This window comes from Streptomyces sp. NPDC051018 (assembly GCF_044456085.1).
Classification (GTDB): domain Bacteria; phylum Actinomycetota; class Actinomycetes; order Streptomycetales; family Streptomycetaceae; genus Streptomyces.
Window position 1 is genome coordinate 51160 of record NZ_JBITFN010000005.1, and the last position, 13552, is coordinate 64711.

Below are 13552 nucleotides of genomic sequence, written 5' to 3' on the forward strand. Positions count from 1 at the left end.
TCAACGGGCAGGACCCGACCAGCAGCACCGGTCCACCACCCTCCGGTCCCACGGCTGATCCGTGGGGGTGCGCGCCAGGCGGAGCGCACCCCCACGGGCCACGTCTCACACCCCCCGCCGCATTCCGAAGAGAGCAGCCTCCCGCGATGCTTCAGTTCCTCATCCGCAGGTTGACCGGCGCCGTCGTCATCATGTTCCTGATCGGCGCGTTCACGTTCTTCCTGTTCTACACAATCCCCCAGGACTTCGCCGAGCTGGCCTGCGGCAAGAACTGCTCGCCGGAGAACATCGCGGTCATCCGCGAGAACCTCGGCCTCGACAAGCCCATCGCCACCCAGTTCTGGGAGTTCATGGGGGGCATTCTGACGGGCCGGGACTTCGCGCAGGGGCACTGCTCGGCTCCCTGTCTGGGAGTCTCCTTCGAGTCCCGTGAGTTCGTCTGGGACTCGATCATCGACCGCTTCCCCCTGACGCTCTCGCTGACCGCCGGCGGACTGGTCATCTTCCTGATCCTCGGCCTCGGCTCGGGCATGCTCGCCGCCTGGAAGCGCGGTACGGCGGTGGACAAGGCGGTCTCCGGCGCCTCGATGGTGCTCAGCTCGATCCAGATCTACGTCCTCGGCCCGATCGTCCTCGGCATCCTCGTCTACAGCACGGGCTGGATGGAGAACCCCAAGTACGTGCCGTTCCTGGACGACCCCGCGGGCTGGGCGGTCGGCATGCTGATCCCCTGGGCGGTCATGGCGACGATCTTCACCGCGCAGTACACCCGTATGTCGCGCTCCACGATGATCGAGCAGCTCCAGGAGGAGCACGTCCGCACGGCCCGGGCGAAGGGCATGAGGCAGCGGTACGTATTCTTCCGGTACGCCTGGCGCGGGTCGCTGACCCCCATCGTCACCATCCTCGGCATGGACCTCAGCGCGCTGCTGACCGGCGCGGTGGTCACCGAGTTCACCTTCGACCTCGCGGGAGTCGGACGTCTCGCGGTGGACTCCTCGCTCAGCAAGGACCTGCCGCTGACCATGGGCGTGATGCTGTTCGGAGCCTTCTTCATCCTGATTCTGAACATCATCGTGGACCTCACCTACGCCTACATCGACCCGCGCGTGCGCCTCGCCTAGGAGAACGACCGTGACCACTCTGACCAAGACCGAGGGCACCCCGGCCCCGACCGGGCCGGACGCCTTCCTCTCGGTCCGCGACCTGCGGGTGCGGTTCTCCACCGAGGACGGCATCGTCAAGGCAGTCGACGGACTCTCCTTCGACGTACAGCGCGGCAAGACGCTCGGCATCGTGGGCGAATCGGGCTCCGGCAAGTCCGTCACCAATCTGACCATCCTCGGGCTGCACAGCAAGCGGACCACCGCCGTCGACGGGGAGATCTACCTCGACGGCCGGGAACTGGTCGACGCGCCCGAGAAGGAGATGGAGAAGCTCCGCGGCAACAAGATCGCGATGATCTTCCAGGACCCGCTGACGGCCCTGTCGCCGTACTACACCGTGGGCCGGCAGATCGCCGAGCCGTATGTGAAGCACACCGGCGCCTCCAAGAAGGAGGCGAAGGCACGCGCGATCGAGATGCTGGCGAAGGTCGGCATCCCGCAGCCCGCGATCCGCTTCAACGACTACCCGCACCAGTTCTCCGGCGGTATGCGCCAGCGCGCGATGATCGCCATGGCCCTGATCTGCGACCCCGATCTGCTGATCGCCGACGAGCCGACGACCGCGCTCGATGTGACCGTCCAGGCCCAGATCCTCGATCTGCTCAAGGACCTCCAGCAGGAGTTCGGCTCGGCGATCGTCTTCATCACCCACGACCTCGGCGTCATCGCCAATATGGCGGACGACCTCCTGGTGATGTACGCGGGACGGGCGGTGGAGCGCGGCAGCGTCCGCGAGGTGCTCCAGACCCCCCGGCACCCGTACACCTGGGGTCTGCTCAGCTCGATGCCGCGCCTCAGCAGCGACATCAGCGAGGAGCTCACCCCGATCCCGGGCAGCCCGCCGAGCCTCCTCAACCCGCCGACCGGGTGTCCCTTCCACCCCCGCTGCGCCTTCAAGGACCAGGTGAGCGACGGGCGGTGCTCGGGCGAGCGCCCGTCGCTGGAGAAGGGGCGGGCCGCCGCCTGCCACCTCTCGGCCCAGCAGAAGCAGTCCATCTTCATCGATCAGATCAAGCCCCGGCTGGGCTAGGGAGACGCGGAGACATGAGCGAGAACGTCACTCTGCCGAAGCAGGGCTCCGGCACGGGGACCGACCGGGGCGAGCCACTGCTCCGGGTCGAGGACCTGAAGATGCACTTCCCCATCTACGGGGGATTCCCCATCAAGCGCAAGGTCGGCGCGGTCAAGGCCGTGGACGGCGTCGACATGGCCGTCTACCGCGGTGAGAGCCTCGGCCTCGTCGGTGAGTCCGGCTGCGGCAAGTCGACCACCGGACGGCTGATCACCCGGCTGCTGGAGCCGACCGGCGGGAAGATCACCTACGCCGGCCAGGACATCACCCACGCCGGGCGCGGGCAGTTGGCGCCGATCCGGTCCGAGATCCAGATGATCTTCCAGGACCCCTATTCGTCGCTGAACCCCCGCCAGACCGTCGGCACCATCATCAAGAGCCCGATGGAGGTCAACAGCATCCACCCGCCCGGCGGGCGGGACGCCAGGGTGCGCGAGCTGCTGGAGATCGTGGGTCTCAACCCCGAGCACTTCAACCGCTTCCCGCACGAGTTCTCCGGCGGCCAGCGCCAGCGCATCGGGGTGGCGCGCGCGCTCGCGCTCCAGCCGAAGCTGATCGTCGCGGACGAGCCCGTCTCCGCGCTGGATGTGTCCATCCAGGCGCAGGTCGTCAATCTGCTCCAGAAGGTCCAGGAAGAGATGGGCATCGCCTTCCTCTTCATCGCCCACGACCTCGCGGTCGTACGGCACTTCTCGCAGCGGGTCGCCGTGATGTACCTGGGCAAGATCGTGGAGATCGCCGACCGGGACTCCCTCTACAACCGGCCGCGCCACCCGTACACCCACGCCCTGCTGTCGGCCGTGCCCGAGGCGGACGTGGACAGCGGGAAGAAGGAGCGGATCCGGCTCTCGGGCGATGTCCCCTCGCCGATCATGCCGCCGTCCGGCTGCCGCTTCCGCACCCGCTGCTGGAAGGCGCAGGACAAGTGCGCGACGGACGAGCCGCCGCTGGTGCAGCTCTCCGGCAACCTCGACGGGCATCTGACGGCCTGCCACTTCCCGGAGGACCCGACGACGGAGCGTACCGAGGACGTCATCCTCGACCCGGCGCTCGCGGCTCTGGAGGACCGGAAGGACTCCGGGGGCTGAGGTCCCTGCGGCCGCGACACCGGCCGTACCACCGGGCGAAGGCCCCGGGCCCCGGACGCCGTCCCGGTGTCCGGGGCCGTTCCCTTGCCGGAGGGTGCCAGGGGTTCCCGGGGGCGGTGTGTTCCGGGTCTTCCCCGGGCCGGTGGCCCTCGCCGGGCCACGGGAAAACGTGTTGCGGCGTCCGTACCGCTCCCCGGACAGTGATGCGATGGATGACCTCGCAGTCCGCCCCGCCACGACCGACGACGCCCCGGCCGTCTGCGCGCTGCTCAACGCCGTCGACACCATCGAGGTGGGACGCCCCGAGACCGACCTGCACCAGGTGGAGAACGATCTGGCCCATCCCGAGGCCGACCTCCCCCGTAACTCCTGGCTCGGTTTCCACGGCGGCGAACTGGTCGCGTACGGGCTGCTCTGGGACGACTCCGGCGGTGAGCGCATCGACATCGACCAGTACGTCCTGCCCGGACACCAGCCCGCGGCCGCGCGTCTGCTCGAACTGATGGAGGCCAGGGCCGCCGAGCGGGCCGGGCACAACGGCGCGGACCGGGCCGTCGTCCATCTGCACCTCAATGTCCGGCCCACCCTGGACACCGCCCTGCTGACCCGGCGCGGCTGGCGAACCGTACGCCGCTACAACGTCATGAGCCGTCCCGTGAACCGGGCCGCCGACCCCGCCCCCGCGCCGCCGCCGGGCCTCACCCTGCGGGACTGCCGGGACGAGGCCGACCGCATCCGCGCCCATGAGCTGGTCGAGGAGACCTTCGCCGGGCACTTCGACCATCAGTCCCGTACATATCAGCAGTGGCTGGACGACCTCGGTCCCACCGTCGACTGGTCCCTCGCGTGGATCGCCTCCTTCGGCGGCCCGGCGGGTCCGCAGGGCGACGCGGCCGTGATGCTGACGAGGAACGACCGCGCCTCGATGGGCTGGATCCGCAATCTCGGTGTACGCGAGGACGCGCGCGGCCAGGGCGTCGCCGGGTATCTGCTGCGCCACGCGTTCGCCGTGTACGCGGGTCTCGGCCGCGACACCGTCGGCCTCGGCGTGGACACCGGGAACGAGACCGGCGCGCTGCGGCTCTACGAAGCGCACGGCATGGCGCTCCACTTCGCGGTGGACACCTGGGAGGTCACACTTCCGGTCTCCGGGGACTGAGAACGCGGCGGTCCGGCGCTCCGCGGAAGGCGCCGGCGGCTCCGTCGGCGCGGTCCCGCGCCCCGGTCACCGGTGTGGTGCCCGTGCCGGCCGGAGCGATCGCCGACTCCTCCGGACGGGTGAGCGGACATGCGGATTACTCCTTTATAGGGTGATATTCGGTCCTAAGTAGGACTCAGGACCGAGGAGGCAGTTCATGCGTGGAGCCACGCACGCCCGGATGGCCGCATGCGCGGTGGCCGTAGCCCTCGCGGCGACGGCCTGTGGAGGGGGCGGCGGCGACGGCGGAAGCGGCACCGGTGGAATCGTGAGCTCCTCCTGGGGAGATCCGCAGAATCCCCTGGAGCCCGCCAACACCAACGAGGTGCAGGGCGGCAAGGTCCTCGACATGATCTTCCGCGGTCTCAAGCGGTACGACCCCAAGACCGGCGAGGCCAAGGACATGCTCGCCGAGAAGATCGAGACCGCCGACTCGACCAACTTCACCATCACGGTCAAGGACGGCTGGACCTTCAGCAACGGCGAGAAGATCACCGCCAAGTCCTTCGTGGACGCCTGGAACTACGGTGCCAACCTCAGGAACAACCAGAAGAACGCCTACTTCTTCGGTTATATCGAGGGCTACTCCCAGGTCCACCCCGACAGCGGGGAGCCGACCGCGGGGACCATGTCCGGCCTGAAGGTCACCGGTGACCGCACCTTCACCGTCAAGCTCACCCAGAAGTTCTCCACCTGGCCCGACACCCTCGGCTACGCCGCCTTCGCGCCGCTGCCCACGGCGTTCTTCGACAACCACGCCGCCTGGCTCTCCAAGCCCGTGGGCAACGGCCCGTACACCGTCGACTCGTACACCAAGGGCTCCACCATGGCCCTGCGCAAGTGGGACGGGTACATGGGTGACGACAAGGCGCGCAACGACGGGGTCGATCTCAAGGTCTACACCGACAACAACACCGCCTACACGGACCTCGTCGCGGGCAACCTCGACCTCGTCGACGACGTACCCGCCTCCCAGCTCAAGAACGTGAAGGCGGACCTCGGCGACCGCTACATCAACACCCCGGCCGGCATCATCCAGACCCTCGCCTTCCCCTTCTACGACCCCGCGTGGAACACCCCCGACGGCGCCAAGGTCCGTACCGGGCTGTCGATGGCGATCAACCGTCAGCAGATCACGGACACGATCTTCCAGAAGACGCGCACCCCCGCGAAGGACTGGACCTCACCCGTGCTCGGCAAGGACGGCGGCTTCAGCGACACGCTCTGCGGCAGCGCCTGCGAGTACGACCCGGCCGAGGCCAAGAAGCTCGTCACCGAGGGCGGCGGCATCCCCGGCGGCACGATGAGACTCACGTACAACGCCGACACCGGCTCCCACAAGGAATGGGTCGACGCCGTCTGCAACAGCATCAACAACGCGCTGGGCAACGACCGCGCCTGCGTCGGCAACCCCATCGGCACCTTCGCCGACTTCCGCAACCGGATCACCCAGTCCAAGATGCCCGGCCCCTTCCGCGCGGGCTGGCAGATGGACTACCCCCTGATCCAGAACTTCCTCCAGCCGCTCTACTACACCAACGCCTCCTCCAACGACGGCAAGTGGAGCAACAAGGACTTCGACAAGCTCATCGACCAGGCCAACGCCGAGAGCGACACCGCCAAGGCCGTCGAGACCTTCCAGAAGGCCGAGGAAGTCGTACGCGACCAGATGGCGGCCATTCCGCTCTGGTACCAGAACGGAAGCGCCGGTTACTCCCAGCGGCTCTCCGACGTCTCGCTCAACCCCTTCAGCGTCCCGGTCTACAACGAGATCACGGTCGGCTGACGGCACCGGACGACGGCCCGGCGCACCTCGCGCACCCCGTGCACCTCGCGCACCTCGCGCGCGCCGGGCCGCCACCGCTTACCCCGGACGCCCCCCGAGTGCCCACGACCCCCCCCGGAGCCCTGCATGGGACGTTATGTGATCCGGCGCCTGCTCCAGATGATCCCGGTCTTCTTCGGCGCCACCCTGCTGATCTTTCTGATGGTCAATGTGATGGGCGACCCCATCGCGGGCCTGTGCGGCCAGCGGCAGTGCGACCCGGCGACCGAGGCGCAACTGCGCAAGGAGTTCGGCCTCGACAAGCCCGTGTGGCAGCAATACCTCACCTACATGGGCAATGTCTTCACCGGAGACTTCGGCACCGCCTTCAACGGCCAGCGGGTCACCGAGCTGATGGCCGACGCCTTCCCGGTCACCATCCGGCTCACCCTCGTCGCGATCGCCTTCGAGATCGTCATCGGCATCACCCTCGGAGTGCTCACCGGCCTCAGACGCGGACGCCCCGTCGACACCGGCGTCCTGCTGCTGACCCTCGTCGTGATCTCCGTGCCGACCTTCGTCACCGGTCTGCTCCTCCAACTGCTGCTCGGCGTCGAATGGGGTGTCATCAAGCCCGCCGTGTCACCCGAGGCCGCCTTCGGCGAACTGATCGTCCCCGGCCTGGTGCTCGCCTCCGTCTCCCTCGCGTACGTCACCCGGCTCACCCGGACCTCGATCGCCGAGAACGCCCGCTCCGACTACGTCCGCACCGCCAAGGCCAAGGGGCTTCCCCGCAGCCGGGTGGTCACCCGCCATCTGCTGCGCAACTCGCTCATCCCGGTGGTCACCTTCATCGGCGCCGACATCGGCGCGCTGATGGGCGGAGCCATCGTCACCGAGCGCATCTTCAACATCCATGGCGTCGGCTACCAGCTCTACCAGGGCATCGTCCGCCAGAACACCCAGACCGTCGTCGGCTTCGTGACCGTCCTCGTCCTGGTGTTCCTGGTGGCGAATCTGCTGGTGGACCTGTTGTACGCCGTGCTCGACCCGAGGATCCGCTATGCCTGAGCCCGGCCACAACGACGGGGGAGCGATCGCGCCGACCGGCGCGGGCGGCACGATGGACCTCGCCGCCGCTGAGGGCGAGACGCTGGAGCGGCGACCGTCGGCCGCCATCGGCGGGCCCCCGGAAGGCGGGACCGGCCCCGCGGGCAGACCCCGCAGCCTCTGGTCCGACGCCTGGCACGATCTGCGCCGCAACCCCGTCTTCATCGTTTCCGGCCTGATCATTCTCTTCCTGGTGACCATCGCCATCTGGCCGCAGCTCATCGCCTCGGGCAATCCGCTCAGCTGCGATCTCGCCAAGGCCCAGCAGGGCTCGGGGCCCGGACACCCCTTCGGATTCGACGGACAGGGCTGCGATGTCTACACACGGACCGTGTACGGGGCCCGCGCCTCGGTCACCGTCGGTGTCTGCGCCTCCCTGGGCGTCGCGATCCTCGGCTCCGTCCTCGGCGGACTCGCGGGCTTCTTCGGCGGCGGCTGGGACGCCTCCGTCTCCCGGCTCACCGACATCTTCTTCGGCATCCCCGTTGTCCTCGGCGGACTGGTGCTGCTCTCCGTCGTCACCAGCACCACCGTCTGGCCCGTCATCGGCTTCATGGTGCTGCTCGGCTGGCCGCAGATCTCCCGTATCGCCCGCGGCTCGGTCATCACCGTCAAACAGAACGACTACGTCCTGGCCGCCCGCGCGCTCGGCGCGTCCAGCACCAGGATGCTGCTCCGGCATATCGCGCCCAACGCGGTCGCGCCCGTCATCGTCGTCGCGACCATCGCCCTGGGCACGTACATCTCCCTGGAGGCGACGCTGTCCTATCTCGGAGTCGGCCTCAAACCCCCGACCGTCTCCTGGGGCATCGACATCTCCGCCGCCTCCCCCTATATCCGCAACGCCCCGCACATGCTGCTCTGGCCGGCCGGTGCGCTGGCGATCACGGTGCTCGCGTTCATCATGCTCGGCGACGCGGTGCGCGACGCCCTCGACCCCAAGCTGCGCTGAGGAGCCCGCCCATGAGCACCGCCACTTCCGCCGGCAGCCCGGCGGACACCGCGCCGGACGGCTCCGCCGTACTGCTCGACGTACGGGACCTCCAGGTGGAGTTCCGGACCAGGGACGGTGTCGCCAAGGCCGTCAACGGCGTCGGCTACACCGTCTCCGCCGGCCAGACCCTCGCCGTCCTCGGTGAGTCCGGCTCCGGGAAGTCCGTCACCGCCCAGGCGGTCATGGGCATCCTCGACACCCCGCCGGGCCGGATCACCGGCGGCGAGGTCCTCTTCCGGGGCCGGGATCTGCTGAAGCTCAAGGAGGAGGAGCGGCGCAAGGTCCGCGGGGCCGAGATGGCCATGATCTTCCAGGACGCCCTGTCCTCGCTGAACCCGGTCCTCAGCGTCGGCGCCCAGCTCGCCGAGATGTTCACCGTCCACCGGGGCATGTCGAGGAAGGACGCCCGCGCCCGGGCCGTCGAACTCATGGAACGGGTCGGCATCCCGGCCGCCAGGGAGCGGGTCGGGGACTACCCCCACCAGTTCTCCGGAGGTATGCGCCAGCGCATCATGATCGCCATGGCGCTGGCCCTGAAACCGGCCCTGATCATCGCCGACGAACCCACGACGGCGCTCGATGTCACCGTCCAGGCCCAGGTGATGGAACTGCTCGCCGACCTCCAGCGCGAACTGCGTATGGGCCTCATCCTCATCACCCACGACCTCGGTGTCGTCGCCGATGTCGCCGACACCATCGCCGTGATGTACGCGGGCCGGATCGTGGAGACCGCCCCCGTCCACGACATCTACCGGGCGCCCGCCCACCCCTACACCCGCGGCCTCCTGGAGTCGATCCCGCGCCTGGACCGCAAGGGGCGGGCGCTGTACGCGATCAAGGGCCTGCCGCCGAATCTGACGCGTATCCCCTCCGGCTGCGCGTTCCATCCGCGCTGCCCCCTGGCCCGGGCCGTGTGCCGCTCCGGGGAACCGCCGCTGTACGAGGTGTCGCCGGGGCGCCGCAGCGCCTGCCACTTCTGGCGCGAGACGCTCGGCGGCGGGGAACCACCGCGCGACACCGCCGGGGTACCACCGCGCGACAGCTCCGAGGAGGGCCCCCGTGACTGAGACGACGACCGGGGAGCCGCCCGTGACGACGGGAGAGGCGATCCTCGACGTACGCGGCCTGGTGAAGCACTACCCCCTCACCCAGGGCATCGTCTTCAAGAAGCAGGTGGGCGCGGTCAAGGCCGTCGACGGCGTCGATCTCGATCTGATCGCGGGGGAGACCCTCGGGATCGTCGGTGAGTCCGGCTGCGGGAAGTCCACCCTCGCCAAGCTGATCGTCCATCTGGAGCGGCCGACCGCCGGAACGATCCGCTACAAGGGCGAGGACATCACCCGGCTGTCCGGACGGGCGCTCAAATCCGTCCGCCGCAATATCCAGATGGTGTTCCAGGACCCGTACACCTCGCTCAACCCGAGGATGACCGTCGGCGACATCATCGGTGAGCCGTACGAGATCCACCCCGAGGTCGCGCCCAAGGGCAGCCGGCGGCGCAAGGTGCAGGACCTGCTGGACGTGGTGGGCCTCAACCCCGAGTACATCAACCGCTATCCGCATCAGTTCAGCGGCGGGCAGCGCCAGCGCATCGGCATCGCGCGCGGGCTGGCGCTCCGGCCGGAGATCATCGTCGCCGATGAACCCGTCTCTGCGCTCGACGTCTCCGTACAGGCGCAGGTCGTCAATCTCCTCGACCGGCTCCAGAGCGACTTCGGCCTCACGTATGTCTTCATCGCCCACGACCTGTCCATCGTGCGGCACATCTCCGACCGGGTCGGCGTGATGTATCTGGGCCGGGTGGTGGAGCTGGGACGCGACGAGGAGATCTACGACCACCCCACGCATCCGTACACCCAGGCCCTGCTGTCGGCGGTCCCGGTTCCGGACCCCCAGGCGCGTGAGCACCGCGAACGGATCATGCTGCACGGCGATGTGCCCTCGCCCGCGAGCATCCCCTCCGGCTGCCGCTTCCGCACCCGCTGCTGGAAGGCCCGGGAGCGCTGCGAGCTGGAGGTGCCGCTCCTGGCGGTCCCGGCGGAGTTCCGGTCGGCGACGGGCCCGGCGCGGCATCCGTCGGCCTGTCACTTCGCGGAGGAGAAGCGGGTGGTGCCGGGCGAGTGAGCCAGTGGGTGATCCGGGGGTGCGGGGCCCGGAGAACGGCGGTGAGCCGGTGGTGCCGGGCCCCGGCGACAGCGAGTGAGTCCGCTGCCGCCGCCCTCTGTTACGCGCAGGCAATACGTCTGTCGCGAGCCCGATATACGCGCCGTGCAGGCTGACTCCTTGTACGGCCGTGCGGGTGCCGTACCCGGCCGGGGCTCCAAGCCCCGGCCACCCCTGTCTTTGCCCGGGGAGCGCGGGTCGCTTGTCGGGGGCGCTGCCCCCGAACCCCCGCGCCTCAATCGCCGGCGAGGCTGGTAGATCCAGCCCGTCCGGCGTTTGAGGACGGACCTGTGCCCCGGGCAGCCTGATTGCTGCTGGTTCGCTCGCCCCGAGCACCGCGTCTCCGGGGGCGGGCCGGAACGAACCCAGCCCGTCCGGCGCTTGAGGACCGGAGGACGGAGAATCCACCCGGCCTACGCCATCAGCACCCTTCGGAGGAAACCCACCTGCACCCGCAGCAGGTTCTCCGCCACCTGTTCCTGCGGAGTCATATGCGTCACCCCGCTCAGCGGCAGCACCTCATGCTCCCGCCCCGCCGCCAGCAGCGCCGAGGACAACCGCAGACTGTGCGCCATTACCACATTGTCGTCCGCCAGCCCGTGGATGATCATCAGCGGCCGGGACGGATTCTCCGGCGCCGTCAGCCCGTTCTCCGTCACCAGGGAGTTCATCGCGTACACCTCCGGCCGCTCCCGGGGATCGCCGAGATATCGCTCGGTGTAGTGCGTGTCGTACAGACGGAAATCGGTCACCGGCGCCCCCGCGATCCCCGCGTGGAAGACATCGGGCCGCCGCAGCACCGCGAGTGCGGCAAGATAACCCCCGTACGACCAGCCCCGGATGCCCACCCGCCCGAGGTCCAGCGGAAAGGAGGACGCGAGCGCGTGCAGCGCGTCGATCTGGTCGTCGAGGGTCAGCGGAAAGTTGTCCTTGACCTCCTTCTCCCAGCCGGGGGAGCGCCCCGGCGACCCCCGCCCGTCCGCGACGACCACGGCGAAGCCCTGGTCGGCGAACCACTGCGAGGTCAGATGGGCGTTCTGCGAGGCGTAGACACGCTGGCCGTGCGGTCCGGCGTACGGATCCATCAGTACCGGAAGCGGACCATCCGACTCCTGGTAGTCGGACGGAAGAAGCACCGCGCACGGAATCCGGCGCACGCCCGCCTCGCGCAGCCGGGGCCGCGCCGTCAGCACGGGCCGCTCGGCGTGCGAGCCGACGACGGCGATCTGCTTGCCGTCGCGCAGGATCTGCACGGTCGCCCCACTGGAGTCCGTACGGGAGGACGCGAGCACCGTCACCGGCCCGGAGCGGGCCGCGGAGTGGACCCCCGGCCCCTCCGAGATCCGTTCCACGCCCAGCTCATTGACCCGGTACACATGGATCTCGCCGATCTCGGGCGCGTCCGCCTCCTCACCCGCCGCCGCCGACACCAGGACGTCGTTCTCACCGATGTCGAGGACGGCCCGCAGTTGGAGCCCGGCTCCGGTGAGCGCGCGGTCGGCGACCGCGAGGACCCGCGCGCCGCCCTCGTCGGCGATCCGGACGAGCCGCCCGTCGGGCGCCCACGCCGGTACCCCGGGAAAAAGATCAAGCCAAACCGGATCCTCGTCGACATGGACGGTCCGGGTCGCGCCCGTCGCCGTGTCCACGGCCAGATACCGCTGGGTCCGCTGATCGCGTGCCTGGACGAGCAGCAGCGGAGCGCCCGCGTCCGACCAGTGCACGCGGGCGAGATAGGGGTAGCGGGACCGGTCCCAGGAAACCTCCGTGCGTTCACCCGCAAGGGTGACCAGGAAGAGCCGTACATCCGCGTTCGGCGTCCCGGCCGCCGGATACGCCAGCTCCTGAGGCTCCCGTTCCGGATGCGCGGAGTCGGAGATCCACCAGCGCCGGACCTCGCTCTCGTCCACGCGTGCGACGAGCAGCCGGTCGGACTCCGGCGACCACCAGAACCCTCCGGCCCGGCCCATCTCCTCCGCCGCGATGAACTCCGCGATTCCGTAGGTGATATGGGCCCCGTCGGGCTCGGCGAGAGCCCGGTCGCCGTCGCCCTCAGCGCCCATGATCCGCAGCGCACCCCCTGCCGCGTAGGCGATGTGCCGGCCGTCGGGGGAGGGCCGGGGGTCGATCACCGGCCCCCGGGCGGGCAGTTCACGCGCGGTCCCGGCCCGCAGTTCCGCCGTGAACAGCCGCCCGGAGAGCGCGAACGCCGCCAACTCGGCTGCCCGGTCCACCGCGTAGCCCACGATGCCCGCCGTACCCTCACGGCTGCGCTCGCGCCGTGCGCGCTCCCCGGCCGACAGTTCCTCGCCGACTCCGCCGAGCAGCACGTCGGGATCGGCCGCGAGCCGTTCCGCGGGCCGCCCGCCGCCGTCTTCGAGATCGAGGACCCAGAGTCTTCCCGCCCGGTCCGTCCCGGACGCGGACCGGATGAAGATCACCCGGGACCCGTCCGGAGCCACGGTGAACGACCGCGGTGCGCCCAGCGTGAAGCGCTGGGTCCTGGCGTACTGGCGCGGAAAGGAGAGCTGCGTCCTCGTGGTCATGTGACCGAACCTAGCGCTCGTGCGCCCCCGTGTGCTGCCGTGCACCGACTGATGCGTTGGTACGGATAGTTATGATCCCTAGCGCAAGATGGGTATGAACTCTCCGGCACATGCAACCTGCCCGTCCCTTACGAATATCCATGGAGGTGAACCGCCGTGGCACTCTCGATTTCGGCGGTGGTGCTGCTGGCGATCGTCGTCTTCCTGCTGGTCCGGAAGTCCGGGCTGAAGGGTGGGCATGCGGTGGTCTGTGTGTTGCTCGGGTTCTATCTCGCCCGCTCCTCGGTCGAGCCGACGATCACCCAACTGACGACGAGCGTTGCCGGAATGATCGGCGGCATCAAGTTCTGACGGAGGGCCCGCCTGCCCGGCGGTGAACCCCCGGCCGTTCTGCTCACGACCCTTTGGCTCCGCTCACGACCCCTGGCTCCCCACACGAACTATTGGCCA

11 protein-coding genes are annotated in these 13552 nt (G+C 69.2%); 10 read left to right on the forward strand and 1 reads right to left on the reverse strand.

What is annotated here, in order from left to right; translation table 11 throughout:
• Positions 1–146 precede the first annotated feature (146 nt).
• From ACIBCM_RS10935 to ACIBCM_RS10975, 9 genes are all read left to right on the forward strand, one after another.
• Positions 147–1124 carry an ABC transporter permease gene (locus tag ACIBCM_RS10935; protein WP_399241698.1) on the forward strand — a complete coding sequence of 326 codons (978 nt, stop codon included), beginning with the start codon at positions 147–149 and terminating at the stop codon, positions 1122–1124.
• A gap of 10 nt (positions 1125–1134) precedes the next feature.
• On the forward strand, positions 1135–2196 hold the full coding sequence (locus ACIBCM_RS10940) for an ABC transporter ATP-binding protein (protein ID WP_399241699.1): 1062 nt from the start codon (positions 1135–1137) through the stop codon (positions 2194–2196).
• 14 nt (positions 2197–2210) lie between these two features.
• Positions 2211–3326 carry an ABC transporter ATP-binding protein gene (locus ACIBCM_RS10945; protein ID WP_399241700.1) on the forward strand — a complete coding sequence of 372 codons (1116 nt, stop codon included), beginning with the start codon at positions 2211–2213 and terminating at the stop codon, positions 3324–3326.
• 208 nt (positions 3327–3534) lie between these two features.
• Positions 3535–4485: a GNAT family N-acetyltransferase gene (locus tag ACIBCM_RS10950; protein WP_399241701.1), complete on the forward strand. Its 951-nt coding sequence runs from the start codon at positions 3535–3537 to the stop codon at positions 4483–4485.
• 196 nt (positions 4486–4681) lie between these two features.
• The gene (locus ACIBCM_RS10955) at positions 4682–6310 is read left to right on the forward strand and encodes an ABC transporter substrate-binding protein (RefSeq protein ID WP_399241703.1); all 1629 of its coding nucleotides are present in this window, start codon (positions 4682–4684) and stop codon (positions 6308–6310) included.
• A gap of 126 nt (positions 6311–6436) precedes the next feature.
• Positions 6437–7360, forward strand: coding sequence for an ABC transporter permease (locus ACIBCM_RS10960; RefSeq protein WP_399241704.1), 924 nt, complete (start codon positions 6437–6439; stop codon positions 7358–7360).
• Positions 7353–8351 carry an ABC transporter permease gene (locus ACIBCM_RS10965; protein ID WP_399241705.1) on the forward strand — a complete coding sequence of 333 codons (999 nt, stop codon included), beginning with the start codon at positions 7353–7355 and terminating at the stop codon, positions 8349–8351. Before ACIBCM_RS10960 ends, ACIBCM_RS10965 begins: the two co-directional genes overlap by 8 nt.
• Positions 8352–8362: 11 nt before the next feature.
• Entirely contained in the window at positions 8363–9460 is a 1098-nt protein-coding gene (locus ACIBCM_RS10970) for an ABC transporter ATP-binding protein (RefSeq protein WP_399241707.1), read from the forward strand.
• Positions 9453–10517: an ABC transporter ATP-binding protein gene (locus ACIBCM_RS10975; protein WP_399241708.1), complete on the forward strand. Its 1065-nt coding sequence runs from the start codon at positions 9453–9455 to the stop codon at positions 10515–10517. Before ACIBCM_RS10970 ends, ACIBCM_RS10975 begins: the two co-directional genes overlap by 8 nt.
• A gap of 452 nt (positions 10518–10969) precedes the next feature.
• On the opposite strand, the gene ACIBCM_RS10980 is transcribed toward ACIBCM_RS10975, so the two are convergent.
• On the reverse strand, positions 10970–13102 hold the full coding sequence (locus ACIBCM_RS10980; protein ID WP_399241710.1) for a prolyl oligopeptidase family serine peptidase: 2133 nt from the start codon (positions 13100–13102) through the stop codon (positions 10970–10972).
• 156 nt (positions 13103–13258) lie between these two features.
• Between ACIBCM_RS10980 and ACIBCM_RS10985 the strand changes: the two genes are divergently transcribed.
• Complete coding sequence (locus ACIBCM_RS10985; RefSeq protein ID WP_389272475.1) at positions 13259–13453, forward strand: hypothetical protein; 195 nt, start codon at positions 13259–13261, stop codon at positions 13451–13453.
• Positions 13454–13552: the final 99 nt, after the last annotated feature.

Excerpts from the sequence above, each read along its gene's own strand:
- ACIBCM_RS10935 (WP_399241698.1), top strand. The coding sequence starts at position 147 with ATGCTTCAGTTCCTCATCCGCAGGTTGACCGGCGCCGTCGTCATCATG.
- ACIBCM_RS10980 (WP_399241710.1), bottom strand. The coding sequence starts at position 13,102 with ATGACCACGAGGACGCAGCTCTCCTTTCCGCGCCAGTACGCCAGGACC.
- ACIBCM_RS10970 (WP_399241707.1), top strand. The coding sequence starts at position 8,363 with ATGAGCACCGCCACTTCCGCCGGCAGCCCGGCGGACACCGCGCCGGAC.
- ACIBCM_RS10960 (WP_399241704.1), top strand. The coding sequence starts at position 6,437 with ATGGGACGTTATGTGATCCGGCGCCTGCTCCAGATGATCCCGGTCTTC.
- ACIBCM_RS10950 (WP_399241701.1), top strand. The coding sequence starts at position 3,535 with ATGGATGACCTCGCAGTCCGCCCCGCCACGACCGACGACGCCCCGGCC.
- ACIBCM_RS10965 (WP_399241705.1), top strand. The coding sequence starts at position 7,353 with ATGCCTGAGCCCGGCCACAACGACGGGGGAGCGATCGCGCCGACCGGC.
- ACIBCM_RS10945 (WP_399241700.1), top strand. The coding sequence starts at position 2,211 with ATGAGCGAGAACGTCACTCTGCCGAAGCAGGGCTCCGGCACGGGGACC.
- ACIBCM_RS10955 (WP_399241703.1), top strand. The coding sequence starts at position 4,682 with ATGCGTGGAGCCACGCACGCCCGGATGGCCGCATGCGCGGTGGCCGTA.